The organism is Cohnella suwonensis (assembly GCF_042655365.1).
Taxonomy (GTDB): domain Bacteria; phylum Bacillota; class Bacilli; order Paenibacillales; family Paenibacillaceae; genus Cohnella; species Cohnella suwonensis.
This window is the reverse complement of record NZ_JBHSMH010000066.1, coordinates 54,719-75,503: the sequence shown is the minus strand read 5'-3', so window position 1 is coordinate 75,503 and position 20,785 is coordinate 54,719. Positions and strand designations below refer to the sequence as shown.

Sequence of the window (20,785 nt, the reverse complement as noted above, 5' to 3'; positions counted from 1 at the left end):
GATATTTTAATGCAATGCTACTGGATTTTTTCGAGTAACTGCCGGCCGAGGCGCCCCTTTACGCGCGAGTTAGTCGATTTTTTCGAGTAACTGCCGGCCGAGGCGCCCCTTTACGCGCGAGTTAGTCGATTTTTTCGAGTAACTGCCGGCCGCGGCGCCCCTTTACGCGCGAGTTAGTCGATTTTTTCGAGTAACAGCGAGTCTCCCGACGATCAGACGCCGAAAACAAGAAAAAACCACAATAACCGCCTCCGGGGCAAACGCCCCGGAAACCATCATCGTGGTTTCTCCGTGAACTCCAACCGAAATTAACTTATTAGTCGATCATTTCGCCGTTATTCCGCGAATGCAATCGCCGTTATAACCGCACGACCCCAGCCCGCGTAGAGCTTCTGCCGTGTCGCCTCATCGGCAGCTATGTGTTACTCAACAAGAGCGACTAGCTCCCGAAAGTCGCGAGGGTCGAGCTAAAACTCGATCTCCCGCGCTAACGCAGTCTTTTACCGTCTTCCGTTTGGCCGCTCGCATGATCTTCCGCGACGTGCGCCAGCTTGCGCCAGCCGCTCGCGACGACAAGCACGAGCGCGGCCGTGAACGCCGGCAGCCATCCGTAGTCCCACGCTCCCCAGCTCGGAAGGCTGTCCCGGACGACGTCCACGTCCGACAGCATCTCTCCGGCCGTATAGCCGAGAATCGCGGATCCGATCCATACGACGGCGGGAAACCGGGAGATCAGCTTCAGAATCAGCTGACTCCCCCAGATGAGCAACGGAACGCTTAGCACGATGCCCGTAGCCATCAGCCACACGTGGCCATGGGCGATGGACGCGATGGCGAGCACGTTATCCAAGCTCATGACGAGGTCGGATACGAGAATGATGCCGATCGCCTTGCCGAGCGAAGCGACGCCTTGCACTTCCTTGTCTTCTCCGCCGTCCAGCAGCAATTGGATCGCAATATAGAGCAGCAGCAATCCTCCGACGATCTGGACGGCGGGGATGTCAAGCAGGGCAACGGCGGCGACGGACAGCGCGATGCGCAGCGCGACGGCGGCGGAGGCTCCCATCCAGACGGCGCGACTGCGGAGCCGTTCGGGCAAATTCCGGCTCGCCATCGCGATGACGACGGCATTATCGCCGCTAAGCACGATATTGATCAGCAATATTTCAATGAGCAACACGAAGTTTTCGAGCATCGGGGTCTCCTTTATCGTGGACGGACATTCGCTTATTATTGCCATATTCCGGCACCGGTTACACTTCCGATCGAAAAAGAAAAGACGACCGCGATTGCGGCCGTCTATACTTCTATTAGAAATTGATTGTCGTCTCGTCCGGCCGATAGACGGCGATCACCTCGCCGGCCGCGTTCGTCGCGAACAGCACCGACCGCTCCTCCGGTAACGAGAACGCGTAACGGCGGCCCGTAACCGGATCTTCGATCTCGATGTCCGCTGCTTCCGCCTGCTCCGATACGAAGACGTATAACGCACCTTCTCCGAAAGCCAGCTTACGGCCGTACACGCCGGGCTCGTCGCCGCCCTTCGCCCAAGTCATTTCGGCGCGGAAGCCGGACAGCGCCAGCGCATGGCGGTAGAGCGCCAACATCGTTTCGCTTCGTTCGTTCAGCTCGACGGGTAGCGGACACCAGACGAGTCTGCCCGCGCCGAGCGGAATCTCGACGACCCGAGAAGGCGATGCCGATCCGCCTGTCGGCGTCTCCTTCGCGATTTCCGCGATTTTACTGTCGCCGAACGACACCGGGAACGGCGTCTCGCCGATGACAAGACGTTCTTCCCGACTCGCGTTGACGAGTCTGCGGCTTCCGGCCAGCTCCTTGAACCGGTCCGTCCACCGCCAATATTCGTCGATGCCGAGCGGACCTGTGACGAGCAGCGTCGCGCCGGTCGTCTCCGCGATGGCCAGCAGCTCCCGCAGCGTTTCCTCTTCCACGTTATACGGAGACGGCAAAGCGATCAGCTTGGCCGGATTCCGCTTCAGGACGCCGAGCTTGTAAGGAGATACCGCGCGGAACGGCGTCTTCAGCCCGTAGCTTAACGCGCGGGTCAGCTTCGTCGTCGCTTCGTAAGCGAACCGCCGGTTCGAGAAATCGTTGGCGTAAGGGAAGACGACGGCGACGTCTTCCAGCCGGCGTTCCGCGAACAGATCCCGGATTTCTCCGATAAACCTGCCGAAGTCGTAAGACACGAGCGCTTCCGGCTTCTCCGTCCCGTCGGCGCGAAGGGCGCCGATATGCGACTCGTTCGCGTTATCCATGTACGCGTTCGTATTCCAGATCCATTGGACGGCGCCCGCGCCGCCCGTCGCGAACGCGTAGGCGTACTTGCGCTCCAGGAGGCGATACAGCTCCTCTTCCGAACGTTTCGCGCGCCCTTCCGCGGTCTCGACGTACATGATGCCCGTTTCCTGCACGAGATTCGGTTTATCCGGACTCTTCGTGAAGATGCCGTCCCAGACGAGATTGTCGTTCTGCCACCACGAATGGACCGTCGTATAATCGGATGCTTCTTCGTAGAACAGGGGCGTCGGACGCTGGTCCTTCAGCCCTTCGTCTTGGCCGACGGCCACCAGATGTCCGGGACATGCCGACTTGATCGCCGCCGACAGCTCCGATGCCCATCGGTTGAACATGTCCATCGAGAATAAGCAGTAATCGAGCCAACGCGTCCCCCTCTTGCCGTCTCTCATGTCCATGATGTCGAAGTTGATCTCGGAAGCTTCGGGCGGCACGGCCGAACCGAAGTCCGGCAATTCCGACGGCGTCATGTTCCACCGGTCCTGAAGCGTCGCGACGCTTCCGTGCCGCCGTTCCAACCAGGACGAGAACGCCTTGCGCTCGAAGCGCTTGCCGCTCGGACGGGGACCGACGGAAAAAATGCGGGCCGGATCGGTGAACGAAGGCTCGTTAATCAAATCCCAATCGACGTTCGTCGCCTTCGGGTACCTCGATGCGATCGACCGAACGAACCGTTTCTGGGCTTCCACGCTGCGCGGATCGAGATAAGGGTGCTCCCCTTCCCATGTCTCCGGCGTGAACGAGAAGAACGTGAACGTCACTTGCAAGCCGATCTTCTTCGCGGTCAGCAAGAAAGCGTCGATCGAACGGAGCGCTTCCTCCGAGGCGTGACCGTCCGATTGCATAACGTTGCGGTACGCGGTCCAGATGCCGGTTCGGATCCAGTTGATGCCGGCGTTCTTCATCTGCGCCATATCGCGGCGCCAGACGGCGGCGTTAGGCAGGAACAGGAACTTGCGGGCGACGTCCGAGCTCATGTACGTCATGCCGACGACCGGCATCGGCCGGCCGTCCCGTTCGAAATAATCCCTGCCCGCCTTGATCGGCTCGCCTTCCGCGAGCAGCTTCCCGTCGAAGCCCCAGAAGCCTTGGCGAAGCAAACGTATTTCCCCTGCCTTCGATTCCGCCCGACACTCCACTTCGTAATATCCTTCGCGGACAACGACCGGTATCGGCAGACGCAGGTTGTCGAGTTCTCTTCCGACGCGAATCTCGAGTTCTGCCGTCCAACAAGGCGTCGTCTCGTCCTCGCGCTTCGCCGACAGGCGGAACGTCCATTCGCCGGCGGCTCCCGCGCCCAGCGCTTGCGTCTGCAGCGTCAGCATCGCCCGCTCGCCCGGCTCGTAGGACGCGTAGCCCGGCTTCAGCCAGATGTCCGTCATCCCTCTGCCGCATGCCGCCGCCCATTCCGCGAGCGCCTCGGCTCCGCCCCGTTCCCAGAACCTAACGCCGATCGGCCCGTTCACGAACAGCCAGCGCCCGCCGGCGAAATCTCCTCCCGCGTTGTCCCAGACGACGACGGGCGCGGCGATCTCCCGACCGTCCGCGGTTACGCCCCGGAGCACCGCGTGCAGCCACGCGTCCATCGGGCCCGCCGAGCCCATCTCGTGAGGCAAGTCGCTCGCTTTCGTTGCGTGCGGCACGAGATTCCATGTCGGCGCGACGTCGAACAGTTCTTCCCGTCCGGCCAACATCGGCAAGTCCGATGACGCCTTCAGACGGACGACGCCTTCCGTGCTTACCCGAAGCGTCTCGTGGATGCGGAGCTGCCGATGATAGGCCGTCTGCTCCGCCTCCGCATGCCATCGTCCGTTCTCCATGCGAACGGGAATCTTAAACGGCGCGCCTCCGATGCTGACGAGACCGCCGCCTCTTCCGAGGAACGCCAGCAGCTCCGGCCACGCGTCTTTCGGGAAATACGGCGCGTGCAAGTTCACGAAACACGCGGTTTCGGATTCGGCGCGACCGTCGCCCGCCGCGATCGCCGCTTCGCGCAGCGCTTCGCTTAATCCGGAGGCGCCGACGACGCGCGATACGCGTCCGAGCTGCCCCTCGTCTACCGCTTGGCCATCGGCCTGCGGAAAATTCTTATCATAGAACGCGATTAAGCGATTCATTCGAACTCACCGTCTTTCATCATTTTAGCGACCAATTGGGCAAACAGGCTATTGGACCAGGCGAACCATTTCCGCGTGAACAGGTTCGGATCGTCCGCGTGGAACCCTTCGTGCATATAACCGGTATCCGCGTCCGTCGCTTCCAGCATCGCGACCATGTCCAGCCGTTCTTGCTTGGACGTCGCGGTCAATCCTTGCATCGACAGCGCCATCGGCCAAATATACTTCGGAGGCGTGTGGGGACTGCCGATGCCCTTGGCGAATCGGCCTTCATAATAGAAGGGATTGTCCGCGCTTAGCGCGAACTTCCTCGTCCGGACGTACGTCGGATCGTCCGCCGACGCGTAGCCCAAATAGGGAATGGACATCAATCCCGGCGTACCCGCGTCGTCCATCAAGCTGTAATTACCGAAGCCGTCCGTCTCGTAAGCGTAGATCGGACCGTATACGGGATGACGGTAGATGCCGTACGTGCGGATGCCTCGGTCGATCTCCGACTCCAGCTTGGCCATTTCCTTAACGAAGGCCGAATCCCTGTAGACGAATTCGGCGATTTCGCCCATCTGCCGCAACGTCGCGACGACGAACATGTTCGACGGGACATTGAAGTGAAATTCGCAGGCGTCGTCGCTCGGCCGGAAACCCGACCATACCATGCCCGTATAGTTGACCGGCATGCCGAGCCCGTCGTTCAGCAGCGAATCGCCTTCGATGCCGTTATCCCGTTCGAACCGGTACGGCGAACGTTCCGCATGGCGCTGTTCACTCTTCCATAGCGACACGAGGGTCTTCATCACCTCTTTGAAGCCCGCTTCGAAAAGTTCCGCCGATCCGGTTACCTTCCAAAAGTTATAGGCGAGACGCATCGAGAAACAAGCGGAATCGAGCTCGAACTTCCTCTCCCACACCAACGTCGACATATCCGTTACATCGTCTTTGTTCCAGTGCCAATCGTTCGCCGTTTCGTTGAACGCGTTCGCGTAAGGATCGTGAACAATGCACGCGACATGACGTTTGATCAGTCCGCCGACGATTCGCCGTACGTCCGCGTCTTCGCGGGCGAGCGGCAGGTAGTGCGCCACTTGCTCGGCCGAATCTCTCAACCACATCGCCGGAATGTCTCCCGTGATGACGAACGTCGTCCCGTCATCCGCGATTTTCGTCGTCGTTTCGAGTGTGTTAGCATAACAATTCTTGAAAAGCCGCAACAATTTCGGCCTACTCGCCAGCTTCGTCTCGGCTTCGGCAAGTGTCTCCATAACCGCCCGCGGAAGCGAGAAGGGCGGCATATCGATCTTCGGCAGCTTGAATTGCTCCATCGGGTCATCTTCTCCTTTGCATCCCATGCTTCTTTGTTAGCCTACCATTAAACGAGAAACAGCCGCAACACTCGCGGCTGTTTCTTAGTCAAATAACTTTATTGCTTCGTCTTCCATGCGTCGACTTGCTTCTGGAGCTCGGCGAGCACTTTGTCCAAGCCGTTGTCTTTGAGCTTCTGGTTGATCTTCGGCAAATTGTCCTTCGGATCGAGCGTACCGGAGAAGAGAGAATTGTAGGACGCTTCTTTCGCGTTCTTCAAGTTCGCGATTTCGGTCGTGATGCTTGCCGTATCCGGTTGGAAGCCGAGCAGCGGCGCGCTCGTCGCGGAATCGTTGAATTTCTTGAATTGATCCCACTTATCGGCCGGGTCCGCCGTGTTCAAGTACGTCAGCATCAGGTTGCCGACGCTGAACGCCGGGAAACCGTAGCCGCTGTCCGGAATCGAATCCTTGCTGTTGTCGCCCGTCTTCTTGTAATGCGTATTCTCGATGCCGAAGTCGACCAAGTTGATGAGCGTCGCGTCCGTGTACAGCAAGTTCAGGAACTCCATCGCTTTCTCCGGATGCTTCGACTTGGCGTTGATCGCCTGCAGGGCGCCCGCCACCGACCAGTTAAACGCGATCGGATCGTGCATCGGAACGCTGACGACTTTATATCCCGCGTCGCTGCTCCACAGATTGTCCGCGTACGGCTGGGCGTCGGCGACGTCGACGAGCCACTTGCCGGTCTTGAAATAATCGCCCGCGTCCTTCTGCGTCGCGACGTCCTTCGGCAAATATCCCGCCTCGTAATACTTATGCATCGTCTCGAGGTAAGTCATCGCTTCCGGCGACTCCCAGACGTTGATCAGCTTGCCGTCGGTCGAGCCGAGCGGAGTGCCGATGAACGGCAGATCGGAGATCGGCAGATCGAACGGCAGCCATTCGGCGATCTTGGCGGGAATCGGCGCGATGCCGGGCTCCTTCTCCTTGAACGCTTTCAGGAGAGGCTCCAAATCTTGAATCGTTTTCACGTTGGAAATATCGAGATTATGTTTGTCGAGCATTTCTTTATTGAAGCGGAACACACGTTGCTGCGGAAGCTCCTTGTTCGTCGGCAAACCGTAGTTGTGCCCGTTGACCTTGGTGCCTTCGAGGAACGCCGGGTTGAGCGCTTCCTTGACGCCTTTGCCTTGCTGCTCGAGCAGTTGGTCCAGCTCGTAGAAGGCGCCTTTCTTGGCGTTCGCGAAATAATCGTTCGCCCATGAGCTCGTGAACGCGATGTCGTACGGCTCGCCGGAAGCGATGATGATCTGCATCTTCTGCGAGTAGTCGCCCCAATCGAGCATTTTCATCTCCACGGTCGCGTGGATTTTCGGTTCGACGTACTTGTTGATCTCGTCGTTCACCTTAGCCAGATCTTTCGGAGGCGTGCCGATCGTATACCAGACGAGATTGACCGTCTCTTCCTCTTTCGTCGCGCTCGGCGACTCGGACGCTTGCTCGGACGGCGAAGCCGACGGGGATGCGGAGGACGATGACTTGGTTTCGTTGTTGCCGTTGCCGCAACCTGCCATGGCAACGCTTGCAAATAAGACGAACGCGATAATGCCGTACCGCTTTTTGTTGAACACGTAAATCCCCCTGACCTCTATTGGTGTTTATTTTAACCGCCGAAGAGCCGGCTCTTCAAGCGTTTAAAACCTGCCACTCGGCCGGAACCGCCCGCTTGCGGACTAATCCTTGACGGCCCCGATCGTCAAACCTTGCACGAAATAACGCTGGAAGAACGGGTACGCGAGCACGATCGGTCCCGTCGCGAGGACGACCATCGCCATTCTCGTCGTCTCTTGCGGCAACGACCGCAGCATTTCCCGGCTTTGGCCGCTGTTCAGCAGCGCCGAGTTCTGGATGATGAACTGCATGCTCTGCTCGATCCGCATAAGCAGCGCCTGAAGCGGCACGAGCCGGTTCGAGTCGATATAGAGCAACGCGTTAAACCAGTCGTTCCAATAGCTCAGCGTGCTGAAGAGCGCGATCGTCGCCAATCCCGGCAACGAGATCGGCAAGACGAGCATGAGCAAGATTTTGAACTCGCCCGCTCCGTCGATTTTGCCGGATTCGATAATCGGCGTCGGCACCATCGTCTGAAAGAACGTTCGAAGAATAAAGATGTTGAACGCGTTCAGCGACATCGGCAGAATAAGCGCCCAGATCGTGTCCTTGAGCTCCAGCATTTGCGCGACGACGATGTATGTCGGCACGAGTCCGCCGCCGAACAGCATCGTGAAGAAAGCGTAGAAGGAGAAAAACTTTCTGTACTTGAAGTTCCTCCGAGAGATCGAATACGCGTACAGCGTCGTCATCGCGACCGTCAGCAGCATGCCGACGACGGTTACGAACAGCGTGACGCCGTAAGATCGGAGGAGCTGATCCCCCGTCCGGAACACGTATTCGTAAGCGTTGACGCTCCAATCGGCGGGCCATATTTGGTAGCCTTTCTCGAGCAGCGTGTTCTCGTCCGTGAACGAGATGACGACGACGAACAGGAACGGGAATACGCAGGCGAAGGCGAAGCCTCCGGAGATCAAGTGAAGCAAGCCGTTCCAAGCCATCGGAAGCCGGTGAACGTCCCGCGGCTTCGCCGGGCGGGCGAGTCTCATCCGCTGCCGCCTCCTTTCGTGATGGAAGTCCGAAATCGCCGCCACTTCGTCAGAACAGCGCTTCGTCTTCGTTGATTTTCTTGACGGTCCAGTTCGCCGTCAAGACGAGCGCGAGGCCGACGACCGATTGGTAGAAGCCCGCCGCCGCGGCCATCCCGAAGTCTCCGAGCACTTTCATCGAACGGTACACGTACGTGTCGATGACGTTGGTGACCGGGAACAGCGCTCCCGAATCCCGCGGGATTTGGAAAAACAATCCGAAGTCCGCCCGGAAAATACCGCCGATCGCGAGGATGGTCAGAATGATCATCATTGGCTTGATGAGCGGCAACGTAATCCGGATCGTCTGCTGCCATTTGCTCGCCCCGTCGATCATCGCGGCCTCGTAATAGGTTTTATCGATGCCGGATATGGCCGCCAAGTAGACGACGCTGGAATAACCGACCCCTTTCCAAGCGTTCATGACGATCAGGATGAGCGGCCAGTAGGCCGTCTCCGAATACCAGTTGCGCGGTTCCGCGCCGAAAGCCTCGAGAATTTGGTTGACGAGCCCGCGGTCGACGCTCAGAAAGCTGAACACGAAGTAGCTGACGATGATCCAACTGAGAAAATAAGGCATGAACATCGCCGTCTGGTACAGCTTGGCCAGCTTCTTCTGCGTCAGATGGAACAAGACGATCGCCAGCGACACGGATAGGACCAGCCCGAGCACGATGAAGGCGAGATTGTACAACACCGTATTGCGGGTAATGACGTACGCGTCGTGGGCATTAAACAGAAACTCGAAGTTTTTCAATCCGACCCATTCCGACTTGATTAACCCGGAGAAGAAGCCGCCCAGATCGAGCCGGTATTGCTTGAACGCGATCAGCGCTCCGGGCATCGGGACGTAAGCGAAAATCAGAAACCAGAGCGCGCCGGGAAGCGCCATGATCAGGAACGCCCGGTTTTTGCCGACGTCGCGAACGAAAGCCAGTACCGCTTGCATGTGATTCACCTCCGCCTTGCTCCGTCTAGTTGCATGTTCAACGTTCTCGATTTCAAGGTAACACGGCCCGAAAGCCGGCCGATAGTGAACAGATTCAAGCTTTCAGGTACGGATTAAAGGTTCGCTCCGGCAATGGCCGCAATCGCTTACATTTTCGTTGCCGCCCCGAAAATCCCGTGTTATCTTATACCTACTTCACCCGCATAGGAGGTGAACGTCACGGCCAAGCTCGCCGACGTCTACCACGCTTTCTTCCGCACGAAGCTGTTCAACAAAATCGTTCTCGTCTTCTCCGCGCTTACGATCGTGACGTTCTGCACGCTCGCCGTACTCGTCTACAAGTACTCGACGAGCTCCCTGCGGCAGAAGGAACTCGGCGCGCAGCAGCAAGCGGTCGACGAAGTCGGCGCTTTCCTCGACGAACAAATGGACCAGTCGCAGGACGTCGTGCTTCAGTTCTACCAGAACCAGTTGCTGCTGAACGACATGCTCTATTTTCTGCGCAACGACATGCCGCTCTATATCCAGTACCGGTTCAATAAATACATTTCGAGCAACAGCTCGGAAAACCGCAACTTGGAAACGTTCCTGCGCGGCCATATGGAGAGCCATCCGGAAATTCTGCAGATCGCCGTCTATAGCAAATCGCAGTCGTTCGTATTCATGTTCAACGGCAACAAGACGCAGAAACTCGTCGTGCTTCAGGGGGAGAAACGTCCCGCGGAGCAAGCGATCGACGGAATGAGGGCGATCCGGACGGCCGCCGAGCGAACGCCGGAGCTGGACGAAGCGCTCGACATCGCGAAGAAAGGCGCCTATACGTTCACGTTCGACATGAACGATCCCGACACGCTGCGCAACGAAGGGAGCATCCTCTTCACCTTCGATCCGGACGCGATCGGCAAAAAGTTACGGGCGGGCGAAGCCGACAGGCGCATCGGCTCCGTCCTCGTGCTGTTCCCGTCCGGCAAAGTCGTGTACGATTCGTCGGGCCGCTACGGCGGACTCGAATATCCGTACGCCCGCCAATTGCGCGGCGACCCGGGATATGCCAAGCTCGAAACGAAAGCTTACCGAACGACAACGAGATCGGCCATGTCCGGCCTGTACGTTAGCGGCATCGCTCCCGTGTCCGAGCTCGAAGGCAAGTTCGCCGGGTTCAAGAGCAAAGTCATCGCCATTACCGGCATCGGCATCGTGCTCATGATCGTCTTCGCGTACATGACCGTCTACCGGTATTCGCGACGGACGAGGGCGATCATCAAGGCGATGAAGCAGGCGCAGCAAGGGAACTTGTCCGTTCGCGTGCCGACCGGGCAGAACGACGAGCTCGACGAAATCTCCGACCGCTTCAACCGGATGTGCGAGGAGCTGATGAGCTACATCAACCAAGTGTACGTGTCCGAGATCAAGCAGAAGCACGCCGAGCTCGTCGCGTTCCAGGCGCAGATCAATCCCCATTTTCTGTACAACACGCTGGAGGCGATCCGGATGCGCGCGCTCACGCAAGGGGCGGCGGACGTCGGGGAAATGGCTTACGTGCTCGGTTCCTTGTTCCGCTACGCGGTCAAGCCGGAGACGACCGTCACTCTCGGGGACGAGATCGACTATTGCCGGCAATTCCTCGAGCTGTACCGTCTCCGATTCCGGGATAAAATGAGCTATTCGATCTCGCTCGAGGAAGGCATCGAATCCGCCCTTCTGTTCAAGCTTTCGCTTCAGCCGCTCATCGAGAACGCGATCGTTCACGGGGTCAGGGCCTCGAAGACGGGCAACGTCATCTCGATTCGCGCTTACGCCGACGCGACGACGTCCGCGCTCGTCGTCGAAGTCGAGGACAACGGCAAAGGCATGGACGAAGAAAGGCTGCGAACGGTCACGATGAACTTGGCGGGCAAAGGAAACGCGAGCGGGGAACGCACCGAAGGAGCCGGGGGATCCGGAGGAAATACGGGCGGCAAGGACGGCAAGGGCCGCTTGGGCGGCTCTTCTCTCGGCTTGCGCAACGTGAACGAGAGAATCCGGTTGTTGTACGGAGACGATTACGGGCTCGACATCAGGAGCAAGAGGATGGAGGGCACCGTCGTCCGGGTCCGGTTCCCCCATCGGAAGGAGGAAATCTGATATGCATAACGTATGGATCGTCGACGACGAACCGTTCATTCTGGAGGGACTCGCTTCCGTCATCGATTGGACGTCTATAGGCGCCGTCATCGCCGGGCAAGCCGAGAACGGACTTGACGCTCTCGAGCAAATCGGAGGCGAAGCGGAACGGATCGACATTCTCATTACCGATATCGCGATGCCCGAGATGAACGGACTCGAGCTCATTCGCGAGCTGAAGAAGATCAATCCGGAGCTGATAAGCATCATCCTGAGCGGCTTCAACGAATTCGACTACGTCCGCGAAGGGATGCGCATCGGCATCGAGAATTATTTGCTGAAGCCGATCAACCTGGAGGAGCTGACGCAGACGGTCATGAACGCCTCGGAGAAGCTGAACCGGGGCAAAATCGAATCGCTCAGCGCCGAACAGACCGACCTGCTGAAGGATAACATCCTCTACCGCTGGGTATCGGGCCGGATCGCGAAGGAGCAATGGAAGCAGCGTTCCGACTTCCTTCAGCTGCGGCTAAACGAACCGTACGCGGCGGTCGCCGTCATCGTCGGCGGTTACTCCGGCGATGCCGGGGCCGAACTCGGAGCGCCATGCCTGAGCTTCCGGGATATCGACGACAATGCCGTGCTGATCATCGGCGCTCAGGACGGGACGCCCGCGGCGCTGGGCGGCATTCGCGACCGATTGGCGAAGCTTCAGTCCAGGCGGAAAGACGTTGCCCGCGAAGCGCCGCTCATCGTGCTCGGATCTCTCGAGACGGGCTTCGAGCAAGCGCCCGCGAGCTACAGGAACGCGATCGCGACGCTCGACTACGCCCTGCTGTATCCCGAGGAGCGGCTGTTGTCCCACGACCTCTTCTCTCGATCCGCCGCAACGGGAAAAACGCCTCCGTACGATCCGGAGGCGTACAATCAACTGTTGCTGGCGATGGACGAGGAAACGTTGCATGCGCGTATCGCAAGCGATTTCGAGGCTTTCTCGCGGACGGAAGGCGTGACGCCGGCAGAGCTTCGGGGCGCGGCCGCCGAACTCGTGCTTCAGCTGAAGAAGCGGCTCCGGGACGCGAAGCCGAACGATCCGGCGCCTCGCTCTTATGCCGATCCGCTCGTTCGGCTATTTGCTTCCACGACGCTGGAGCAACTGATCGGCCACGTCCGCGACATCGCTTCGGAAGCGGTTCGCGAGCTCGTCGGCCGACAAGAGCAAAGCCCGGTCATCCGGCAGATCGTCTCCTACGTGCAGCGCTCTTACATGGAGGAATTCTCGCTCAAGACGCTCGCCCAGACGTACCGCGTGCACCCCGTCTACTTGGGCCAGCTGTTCAACAAGGAGATGAACCAGACGTTCTCCGATTACGTCAACCGGACGAGAATCGAGAAAGCGATGGAAATGATGAAAACCGGCGCCCTGAAAACGCAAGACATCGCCAAAGCGGTCGGCTACTGGGATGCCGCCCACTTCTACAAGCATTTCAAGAAAGTCGTCGGCGTCTCTCCCGCCCAATACCGTAAGCTGGTGTGAGGTAGCGCGTCGGGTCAGAGTCCCGCGCTTACATTTTCGAAAGATCGAAGACCAACGTCGATTTCTCGGATTTCAGCCAATTGAGATGGTCGAAGTAAACAAGTTTCTTCGCCATGTCGATTTTCTTGAACGTCAAGTGGTCGCCGAAAGTATTAAACTCCACGTTTTCACCGATGGCCGGAGACTTTTGCTCGTCGAGAATGGCGATCTCGTCTGGGTTAAGTAATTGCTTATATAACAATATCGACTTGCCGGAACGGATATCGAGCAAGCTCAATTTCGAGCTTCTGTATTCCCGGACGAACCAGAAGCGGTCTTGAACGGCTTCCACCACGAACGGTCCTTCGAAACCAAGCGATTCCGTCAAATCGGCGACCAACGCCGCGCTGCCGTCTTTGCCGTAGATCGTCGCCGTATCCCCGTCGTTGAACAGTACGCCTTGATCGACGAATTCGACATCTTCGTGATCGCGCCAGCCGTGAAAAGATTTGTTTTGCTGCTTGACGACTTTGCCGTTCTTGATCAGCGCTTGATAAGTATCGAAGTTGAGACTCGGTTCCCCGTAGTTCTCGGTTACTCTCATATATACGACGCCTTGGCTAAGCTCCTTGACCGTCGCGTCCGCGAATGTCGCTTGTTCGAGGAACGTAAGATTCGTTTTGTTTATCGGCAACGGTTGACGCGTCCCTTTCGCATAATAGAGCATCGTTGTTTTTTTATCGACCCAGATCGAATGATCGCCTTCGGACTTGTAATAGTAGGGAGAAGACAACTTGATTAGCTTAGCCGCGTCGTACGTGTTATACGTCAACCCTAGATTTTTCGAGTAAAAGGCCAGCGACGCGTACGTCCTGCCGTTTTTCGAGTAAAAGTCCGCGCCGGACAACGCGCGCTTCGTTAACGTGATCTTCTTATCGATCCCTTGCAACGTGATCGACCGGGTACGGGCATCCCAGATCGTCCGGTACGCTAGCGCTTGCGCGGTTTGCTTTAGCGGCAAATAGACGCGATCGCGGACTGAGACGTACTCGTTCGCTTCGTTTCCTAAGCCCGCTACCGTCAGCTTGGCCGGTTGCGCCGCATCGGTATGCCGGGGTCCGATCGCGAACGCGAGCGCGACGACGAACGCGGCCAATAGGAACGTTTTTGCTATTCTCATCATACTCCTCCTCGATATCGATCCATCATATGGAAATCATTCCAAACATTAATACTGTGCGGATGTATAGAAAGTTGCGCACGACAAAGAAGGCAATCCGTCCGGGCGGATTGCCTTTCGTTATTTCGACCAGGGCAATCGCTTACGAAAACGCGAGACCACCATCCGATAAGGGATAACCGTCAAAATGACCGTTGTCAATAAACAAACGACATTTAGTGGATTGTTAATGGTCAAATTGGCGGTTAAAGTTCCCATTTGCCTTGTCTATTGGGGGTTGTAGAGGACTTAACGGTCAAGATGACCGTTATGTAAGGGGGGACGGGTTCTCTGAACAGTCATAACGGTCAAAATGGCAGTTATCGCATCCGTCGACTTGACCGAAACGACTCCTGCCAATCCGTTGATCTCGTAAGCGATTGCCCAGTTATTTCGACACGATGGGGTTGACGATTCGCGTTACCTCGTGGTTAGATTTCCATATCCATATAATCACACAGAGTTTGGAAAAGGAGGAAATGCCTTGTTTCCCGAGCAGCCGATGAGCGGCGGTTCCAACGCCATGTTCACGATCGTTCCTATTATTATCGTCATCGGATTCGTCGTCGTGATCGGCTTGATGATCTTTAACGGAGCCCGATACGTCAAGAACGCGAGGTCGCCGAAAGAAACCGTATTCGCTCGGGTCGTCTCCAAAAGGACGGACGTCAGCACCGGCGCGGGCCATCACCATCACGCCGGCGATAACGGCATGGCGCATACGGGCGGTTCTTCCCGCACGGATTACTACGTCACGCTGGAATTCGACGACGGTTCCCGCAAGGAATATCTCGACGTAAAGAAGCTGTACGGCCTGCTCGTCGAAGGAGACGAAGGGTACGCGGCCGTGCAAGGGGATTGGATCGTCGCTTTCGAGCGGCAATGAATCGCGCGAAAGCAAAGAGGCGGCACGGGATAACGCCCCGGCCGCCCCTTTGCTTTCGAACGACAGATTATATAGGCCAATTCTCGTAGGGTTTCCAACGGGAGCCTTCCGACACGGGAGGTTGACCCGGCCACGGTTTCGCCGTGACCCAATCGGGCGATGCCGCGCGCACCTTCGCCCATATATGCTCGACCGTACCGTAGCCGATTCGCGGTAAGGGTGCCGCTGCAGCCGTCTCCTCCGCTTGAGCTTGCAGCTTTTCCGCTTCGTCGCATAGCCGCTGCAAGCAAGCGCGCATAATGCTTTCTCCGAGCTCCGGATTCGCTTCCGCCGCATCTTCGCCCAGCGCCAGCTTCCCTCCCGAATCGGGCTGCTTCTCGTATTCCCGAGCCGACATATCGATGAGCTCCGGACGCAAATACATGAGCTGCGAGATCTCGTATTTGCCGGCGTGATCGCCTTCGTACAAGTCCTCCACGAGCTCGGGATCGCTGCGCACCCATACGTTCACCGGCACATGCTCCATGAACAGCTCCGCGGCCAGCCGAAGATCCCGTTGGTTGCCGCCGCTATGGCCGGACACGACGACGACGTTGCGAAACCCCGCGTTGGCGAATGCCCGTAACTGATACAAGAACAAGTGAAGCAGGATCCCCGGGGGAATGCCCGTCATCGGCGCGTCGACTTCTCCGACCTCGTCCTCCAGCCACCTCGCGTGATAACCGGTTTCGTGCACGTGAAAACCCATCGACGGGGCGACGATGCCCCCGACCCGTTCCGCCGCTTCCCGGCATAGCCATTCCGCTTTGATCGTGTCGAGCCCGAACGCGCTCACTTGCCCGTGCGGTTCGCACAGGCCGATCGGGAAATAGACGGTCGGATTGTCCGCGAGCCTGGTCTTGAATTCATGCGGCAGCAATTCGGACCATAACGTCTTATGCCCAATACTTCGTTTCATAGTAGTTCCTCACCCATCGGTAGTGGCGTCGGATTTCCTCGAATACGTCGTCCGGCAGCGGCCCGCGGCTCGCCGCGGCGATATTTTCGTCCGCGTATCGCGTCACGTGCATCGAACTGATCGCGGCCGTAATGCCCGGATGCTGAAGCGCGAAGCGAATCGCCAATTCGGCCACGCTATCCGCGTACCGGGGCACGAACGCTTCTTGCAGCTTGCGAACCCGCTCGATGTAAATCTCCCGAGGCAAGTAGTCGAAGTAGGCTTGCCGGAAATCGCCTTCCCCGAATACCGTGTCCGCGCGCAGGAAACCGGTCAGGCCGCCTTCGTCGAGAATGCAGCGGGCGATGACAGCGACGTCGTTTTCTTGGCAGATCGGAACGAGGCAATCGAGCGCCAGCGGATCGAAAATATGAAACACCGTCTGAACGGAATCGATCTTCCCGCTTTGCGCGAGCGACAGCGCGATATCGTGCCGTTGATCCGGCAAGGAGATGCCGATGCCCCTGATCTTGCCCTCTTCCTTCAACCGAAGCAATTCGTCCATCCAATAATCGACGCGGTCCCATTGCGGCCAATATTGGTGAAGCTGCATCAGGTCGATCGTCTCGACGCCGAGCATGCGAAGAGAAATTTCCGCGCTCTCCCGCAGCCAACCTTCCGGATAAGCCGATTCCACCGGAATCGGCTGGCCCCAGCCGAGATTACCCGGTCCTTTGGACTGGATTTTCGAGGCGACGAACGGTTTGTCGCCCGTCCACTCCTTGAGCGCAAGTCCGAGAATGCGCTCGGATTCGCCGTAATTCCGCGCCGTGTCGATGAAGTTCACGCCGCGCTCTAGACTGTGAAGGACGGAGCGGACGAGTTCTTTGTCGCCGTAGCTCCCGAACGAGCCGCCGAGTCCCATGGCGCCGAACCCCAGTCGCGATACTTGCGTGCCTAACCTGCCGAACCGATTATATTGCATCGTTCTGTTCCTCCCATCGAATGACTAACCCCGAAGCAGTTCCTTGAGCCGGACGCCGGGATCCGCCAGCGCGTCCGCCGGCGGATGCGCGCGTTTCTCGACGAGCATCTCGGCGAGCCGGAACTCCTTGGCGAACGCGCCCGTCGGCCCGATGCCGCTGACCGAGACGAGACGGCCTTCCCCGTCCAGATGGAAATAGAGACGTCCCGCTTCTCCCAAGTCGCGTTGCGCGATCGCGTTGTCCGGATCCGCCATGCCTGCGACCTGGAGCGTCAAGTCGTATTGATCCGACCAGAACCAAGGTATCGCTTCGTACGGCGCTTCGTCTCCGAGCATGTTGCCCGCCGCGAGGGTGCCTTGATCTTGGGCGTTGCGCCAAGCTTCCAGCCGCATTCTCTTGCCGCCGTAGAGCGGATGCGGGAACGAACAGCAATCGCCCGCCGCGAAAATATCCGGATCGCTCGTTCGCAACCGCTCGTCGACCCGAATGCCGTTCTCGATGTCGAGGCCGCATGCCGCCGCTAGCGCCGTTTCAGGAACCGCGCCGATGCCCGCGACGATGACGTCGCACGGTACGGACGTCCCGTCCGCGAGCCGGATGCGGTAAGCATCGCCGTCGCGGTCCACGCTCTCGATCATGACTCCGATGCGGAACGAGACGCCCGCTTCGCGGTGCCGCCTCTCGACCGCGGCGGCGATCGGCTCGGGCACGCCGCGCATCAGAATGCGCGAAGCGACTTCGACGAGCGTCGCGTCGCAGCCGATGGCAATCGCGCTAGCCGCCACCTCGAGGCCGATGAAGCCGCCCCCGATAATGGCGACGCGCGCCCCCGGCCGCAGCCGTTCGCGAAGCCGCAGCGCGTCGTCGAACGTGCGCAAGATGAGTATTTCTTCGGCGGCGTCGCCTTTGGCCGGCAGCTTGCGCGGCCGCGCGCCCGTCGCGAGCAGCAGCTTGCCGTACGGCACTTCGCGTCCGCTCTCCAGCACGACTTTATGCCCGATCCGGTCGATCCGGACAGCGGCATCTCCGCTCAAGAGCGTAATGTTCAGCTCTTCGAGTTTCTCCGCGCTCAATATCGTCGTGGGCGCCGGACGCTTCGCGTCGGCGAGCTGGCTCTTGGAGAGCGGCGGACGTTCGTAAGGCGCACGGCGTTCTTCGCCGATCATCGTCACATCGCCGGTCCACCCTCTCGCGCGAAGCTCGGATGCAGCGCGCGCGCCGGCTTCTCCCGCTCCGACGATCACCATTGCGTTCGTATTCATGGCGTTGCTCCTTCTTGAATCCATGTTAGATCTGGATGAATACTTTGCCGTTCTCGACTTTGACCGGGTACGTCTTCAAGTCCACGCACACCGGCGCGCGCTTGGCCGCGCCCGTCGCGATGTCGAAACGCCCGTTATGCTTCGGGCATTCGATGACGCCGCCTATGACGAGGCCGTTCGACAGATGGAACTTCTCGTGCGTGCAGAATCCGTCGGAGGCATGGAAGTCCCCTTTGTCCGTACGGTATATCGCGAACGTGCGATCGCCGCGGTCGAAGCGGATGACGTCCTCCTCTTCGATGTCGTCCACTTCGCAAGCTTCTATCCATTCCGTCGCGCTCATGATGATCAGCTCCTTATGCTTGGCTATGACGCATTGGCGAATCGAATTCGAGATTCAGATCGTTGGGAATGCCGTACATATAAGGCCTAGCCGTCGCGGGGAGCGGCTTGACGACGACATAGGCCGGATTGTCCTTCTGCTTGCGCAGCGCCGACACGACCTCCTTCAAGGCGGCCCACAAGCTAGGACGCGCGGGGGGACAATCGGCTTTCATCTCTTCGTGCAGCTTCGCCAGCGCGTGGTAAGGCACCATCGGGAACATGTGGTGCTCGGTATGGTAATTCATGTTCCAGTACAGAAAACGCAATACCGGGTTCATGTAGATCGTGCGCGAGTTCAGGCGGTGGTCCAGCACGTCCTCGTACAAGCCGAGATGCTGCGTCACGCCGAACGTAATGACGACGAACGCGCCGTAGAACGACGGCAAGAAGACGAACATCGCCGGCAAAACGCTTCCGGCATACAAGCAAACCGCGATTATGCCGAGGATGATCAGCATATAGACGCGAGCTTCCCGGAACGTCTTCTTAAACTGCGATTCGGGAATGTACTCCTTCTCGTGCTTCTCCATCCTGCCGAACGCGTGCATGACGAACCGCTTGATCTCGATCGGTCCGCCGTACAGGTGGAAGATTTGCATGAGCAGTATTTTCCAAACCGGAGGCCGTTCGGTAATGATCTCGGGGTCGCGTCCGACGATGATCGTATCGGTATGATGGCGGGCGTGGCTCCAGCGCCACGGCGTCGCGGAACGCAGCACCATGAACGATGCGATCTGGTACATCGCTTCGTTCATCCAAGGCGTCTTGAACGCCGTGCCGTGTCCGCATTCGTGCCAACGGGAATCGCCCGGCGTCGCGTAGAGAATCCCGTAGGCGAGGAACGCGGGAATCGCCCACCACGTGCCCCAGCTCAAGTAAGCCAAATAGCCGAGAATCGCGAGCCCGCCGAACCAGATGATCGTGTCGCGAATGGCCGGGCCGTTTTTCCTCTTCATTAACTCTTTCATTATCGGACGCGGAATCGGACTGGTGTACCATTCGGCGGAAGCCAGCCCTCTATCCTGCGCGCGCTTGCTCTCGGGACCGGTAATGCTGTAGTCCCTTTTCGCCGATGTCGCCGCCATGAAGGATTCCTTCTTTCATTCAATAATCATTGCCATAAGCGCTATTCGGCCGCGACCGCGATGGACGTGGCGAACGAGATCGTTTGTCCGGGCTTGATGCCCTTCGCCCCCGTCGTCTCCGGCGCGTACGGAAGATTAAACGCGTCGGTCACGCACGTATAAGGCTCCAGCGAGAACGCCGCCGACCAGTCCGGCCGGAACAGCAGCAAATAAGGAAACTCGGGCCCGACGCGGTATCGGATCGTATAACCGCCGCGCTGCATCCGAATGCGGCATTCCGCTCCCCCTTCGGCCAAGGAAAGCATCGAGCAGCCGAGAAGAGGATAATCGGAAATGTCCGCCCCCTCGTTCAATCGTTCGCTGAACGCGGTAACCGACGGTTCGCCCGTCGCGAACGCTTCGTCCGTCACCGGCCATTCCGCCGTCGCCGGTACGGTCAGCTCGATTCGCTCTCCGTCGCCGAAGGGAACGGAGAAGTAAGGATGCAACCCGAAGCCGAACGGAGCTTCTTCCCGCCCCTCGTTACGGATGTCGCCGCCCAGATGCAATTCGCACTCGTGCAAGCGGCACGCGACGGTGAACGTCAATTCGTGCGGAAAGTACGCCAGAATGTCCGGATCGGCCGCGAATCGGAAACGGCACACGACCGAAGCTCCCTCTTCCTCGTTCGCCGAGACGTTAAGCACTTCCCAAGCTTTCGCGCAAATTTCGCCGTGCAGATGATAATTCGGCGGTTCGTTGATCGGCAGCCGGTATGTCCGCCCGTTAAAGTCGAATTGGCCTTGATCGACCCGGTTCGGGGGGAACAGAATCGGGACGCCGGAACGGAACGCCCCGAACGTCTCGTGCTTGAGCGCCCGGACGCTTGGCGGGGAACTGATGACGTTGCGCCCGCCGATCTCGAACCGGATCAGGTTGTTGCCGACGCCGGGGGCGATATCCGCGACGGCGCCGCAAGCTTCGTCTCGCAGCCGGAATACCGGGTACGCCTCCGACTCGACGCGTTCTACCGCGTATCGGGACAT

16 protein-coding genes are annotated in these 20,785 nt (G+C 58.7%); 3 read left to right on the top strand and 13 right to left on the bottom strand.

Annotation, left to right across the window (positions count from 1 at the left end):
• Positions 1–487: 487 nt before the first annotated feature.
• The 6 genes from ACFPPD_RS17710 to ACFPPD_RS17685 all read right to left on the bottom strand — a co-directional run bounded on the left by ACFPPD_RS17710 (position 488) and on the right by ACFPPD_RS17685 (position 9,382).
• Positions 488–1,195: a TerC family protein gene (locus tag ACFPPD_RS17710; RefSeq protein WP_209749694.1), complete on the bottom strand. Its 708-nt coding sequence runs from the start codon at positions 1,193–1,195 to the stop codon at positions 488–490.
• Between the two features lie 115 nt (positions 1,196–1,310).
• Positions 1,311–4,433: a beta-galactosidase gene (locus ACFPPD_RS17705; RefSeq protein ID WP_209749695.1), complete on the bottom strand. Its 3,123-nt coding sequence runs from the start codon at positions 4,431–4,433 to the stop codon at positions 1,311–1,313.
• Complete coding sequence (locus ACFPPD_RS17700) at positions 4,430–5,752, bottom strand: glycoside hydrolase family 125 protein (RefSeq protein ID WP_209749696.1); 1,323 nt, start codon at positions 5,750–5,752, stop codon at positions 4,430–4,432. The genes ACFPPD_RS17705 and ACFPPD_RS17700 overlap by 4 nt, the downstream gene beginning before the upstream one ends.
• 98 nt (positions 5,753–5,850) lie before the next feature.
• Positions 5,851–7,365, bottom strand: coding sequence for an ABC transporter substrate-binding protein (locus tag ACFPPD_RS17695; RefSeq protein WP_378082725.1), 1,515 nt, complete (start codon positions 7,363–7,365; stop codon positions 5,851–5,853).
• Between the two features lie 102 nt (positions 7,366–7,467).
• Complete coding sequence (locus ACFPPD_RS17690) at positions 7,468–8,394, bottom strand: carbohydrate ABC transporter permease (RefSeq protein WP_209749697.1); 927 nt, start codon at positions 8,392–8,394, stop codon at positions 7,468–7,470.
• 49 nt (positions 8,395–8,443) lie between these two features.
• Positions 8,444–9,382 (bottom strand): ABC transporter permease, encoded by a 939-nt coding sequence (locus tag ACFPPD_RS17685; protein ID WP_209749698.1) that lies wholly within the window; start codon positions 9,380–9,382, stop codon positions 8,444–8,446.
• Positions 9,383–9,592: 210 nt separating this feature from the next.
• Between ACFPPD_RS17685 and ACFPPD_RS17680 the strand changes: the two genes are divergently transcribed.
• Together ACFPPD_RS17680 and ACFPPD_RS17675 are read left to right on the top strand one after the other, a co-directional pair.
• Positions 9,593–11,506: a sensor histidine kinase gene (locus ACFPPD_RS17680; protein WP_209749699.1), complete on the top strand. Its 1,914-nt coding sequence runs from the start codon at positions 9,593–9,595 to the stop codon at positions 11,504–11,506.
• Position 11,507: 1 nt separating this feature from the next.
• On the top strand, positions 11,508–13,022 hold the full coding sequence (locus tag ACFPPD_RS17675) for a response regulator transcription factor (protein ID WP_209749700.1): 1,515 nt from the start codon (positions 11,508–11,510) through the stop codon (positions 13,020–13,022).
• A 28-nt stretch (positions 13,023–13,050) separates the two neighbouring features.
• On the opposite strand, the gene ACFPPD_RS17670 is transcribed toward ACFPPD_RS17675, so the two are convergent.
• Positions 13,051–14,181, bottom strand: a complete 1,131-nt coding sequence (locus ACFPPD_RS17670; protein ID WP_209749701.1) for a stalk domain-containing protein — start codon at positions 14,179–14,181, stop codon at positions 13,051–13,053.
• 541 nt (positions 14,182–14,722) lie between these two features.
• On the opposite strand from ACFPPD_RS17670, the gene ACFPPD_RS17665 reads away from it, so the two are divergent.
• Positions 14,723–15,106 carry a DUF2500 domain-containing protein gene (locus ACFPPD_RS17665; RefSeq protein ID WP_378082729.1) on the top strand — a complete coding sequence of 128 codons (384 nt, stop codon included), beginning with the start codon at positions 14,723–14,725 and terminating at the stop codon, positions 15,104–15,106.
• A 67-nt stretch (positions 15,107–15,173) separates the two neighbouring features.
• Here the strand turns inward: ACFPPD_RS17665 and ACFPPD_RS17660 are convergent, their stop codons facing one another.
• The 6 genes from ACFPPD_RS17660 to ACFPPD_RS17635 are packed head-to-tail and all read right to left on the bottom strand — an operon-like array spanning position 15,174 to position 20,785.
• Positions 15,174–16,064 carry a creatininase family protein gene (locus tag ACFPPD_RS17660; RefSeq protein WP_209749702.1) on the bottom strand — a complete coding sequence of 297 codons (891 nt, stop codon included), beginning with the start codon at positions 16,062–16,064 and terminating at the stop codon, positions 15,174–15,176.
• Positions 16,042–17,028 carry an aldo/keto reductase gene (locus ACFPPD_RS17655; protein ID WP_209749703.1) on the bottom strand — a complete coding sequence of 329 codons (987 nt, stop codon included), beginning with the start codon at positions 17,026–17,028 and terminating at the stop codon, positions 16,042–16,044. Before ACFPPD_RS17655 ends, ACFPPD_RS17660 begins: the two co-directional genes overlap by 23 nt.
• A gap of 24 nt (positions 17,029–17,052) precedes the next feature.
• Positions 17,053–18,291, bottom strand: a complete 1,239-nt coding sequence (locus ACFPPD_RS17650) for an NAD(P)/FAD-dependent oxidoreductase (RefSeq protein ID WP_209749704.1) — start codon at positions 18,289–18,291, stop codon at positions 17,053–17,055.
• A gap of 25 nt (positions 18,292–18,316) precedes the next feature.
• Positions 18,317–18,634 carry a MocE family 2Fe-2S type ferredoxin gene (locus tag ACFPPD_RS17645; RefSeq protein ID WP_209749705.1) on the bottom strand — a complete coding sequence of 106 codons (318 nt, stop codon included), beginning with the start codon at positions 18,632–18,634 and terminating at the stop codon, positions 18,317–18,319.
• Between the two features lie 13 nt (positions 18,635–18,647).
• Positions 18,648–19,760 carry a fatty acid desaturase family protein gene (locus tag ACFPPD_RS17640; RefSeq protein ID WP_209749706.1) on the bottom strand — a complete coding sequence of 371 codons (1,113 nt, stop codon included), beginning with the start codon at positions 19,758–19,760 and terminating at the stop codon, positions 18,648–18,650.
• Positions 19,761–19,801: 41 nt separating this feature from the next.
• The gene (locus tag ACFPPD_RS17635; protein ID WP_209749707.1) at positions 19,802–20,785 is read right to left on the bottom strand and encodes an aldose 1-epimerase; all 984 of its coding nucleotides are present in this window, start codon (positions 20,783–20,785) and stop codon (positions 19,802–19,804) included.

Coding starts and splice junctions, on each gene's coding strand:
- ACFPPD_RS17710 (WP_209749694.1), bottom strand. CDS start 1,195: ATGCTCGAAAACTTCGTGTTGCTCATTGAAATATTGCTGATCAATATC.
- ACFPPD_RS17705 (WP_209749695.1), bottom strand. CDS start 4,433: ATGAATCGCTTAATCGCGTTCTATGATAAGAATTTTCCGCAGGCCGAT.
- ACFPPD_RS17700 (WP_209749696.1), bottom strand. CDS start 5,752: ATGGAGCAATTCAAGCTGCCGAAGATCGATATGCCGCCCTTCTCGCTT.
- ACFPPD_RS17690 (WP_209749697.1), bottom strand. CDS start 8,394: ATGAGACTCGCCCGCCCGGCGAAGCCGCGGGACGTTCACCGGCTTCCG.
- ACFPPD_RS17685 (WP_209749698.1), bottom strand. CDS start 9,382: ATGCAAGCGGTACTGGCTTTCGTTCGCGACGTCGGCAAAAACCGGGCG.
- ACFPPD_RS17675 (WP_209749700.1), top strand. CDS start 11,508: ATGCATAACGTATGGATCGTCGACGACGAACCGTTCATTCTGGAGGGA.
- ACFPPD_RS17670 (WP_209749701.1), bottom strand. CDS start 14,181: ATGAGAATAGCAAAAACGTTCCTATTGGCCGCGTTCGTCGTCGCGCTC.
- ACFPPD_RS17665 (WP_378082729.1), top strand. CDS start 14,723: ATGAGCGGCGGTTCCAACGCCATGTTCACGATCGTTCCTATTATTATC.
- ACFPPD_RS17660 (WP_209749702.1), bottom strand. CDS start 16,064: ATGAAACGAAGTATTGGGCATAAGACGTTATGGTCCGAATTGCTGCCG.
- ACFPPD_RS17655 (WP_209749703.1), bottom strand. CDS start 17,028: ATGCAATATAATCGGTTCGGCAGGTTAGGCACGCAAGTATCGCGACTG.
- ACFPPD_RS17650 (WP_209749704.1), bottom strand. CDS start 18,291: ATGAATACGAACGCAATGGTGATCGTCGGAGCGGGAGAAGCCGGCGCG.
- ACFPPD_RS17645 (WP_209749705.1), bottom strand. CDS start 18,634: ATGAGCGCGACGGAATGGATAGAAGCTTGCGAAGTGGACGACATCGAA.
- ACFPPD_RS17640 (WP_209749706.1), bottom strand. CDS start 19,760: ATGGCGGCGACATCGGCGAAAAGGGACTACAGCATTACCGGTCCCGAG.
- ACFPPD_RS17635 (WP_209749707.1), bottom strand. CDS start 20,785: ATGTCCCGATACGCGGTAGAACGCGTCGAGTCGGAGGCGTACCCGGTA.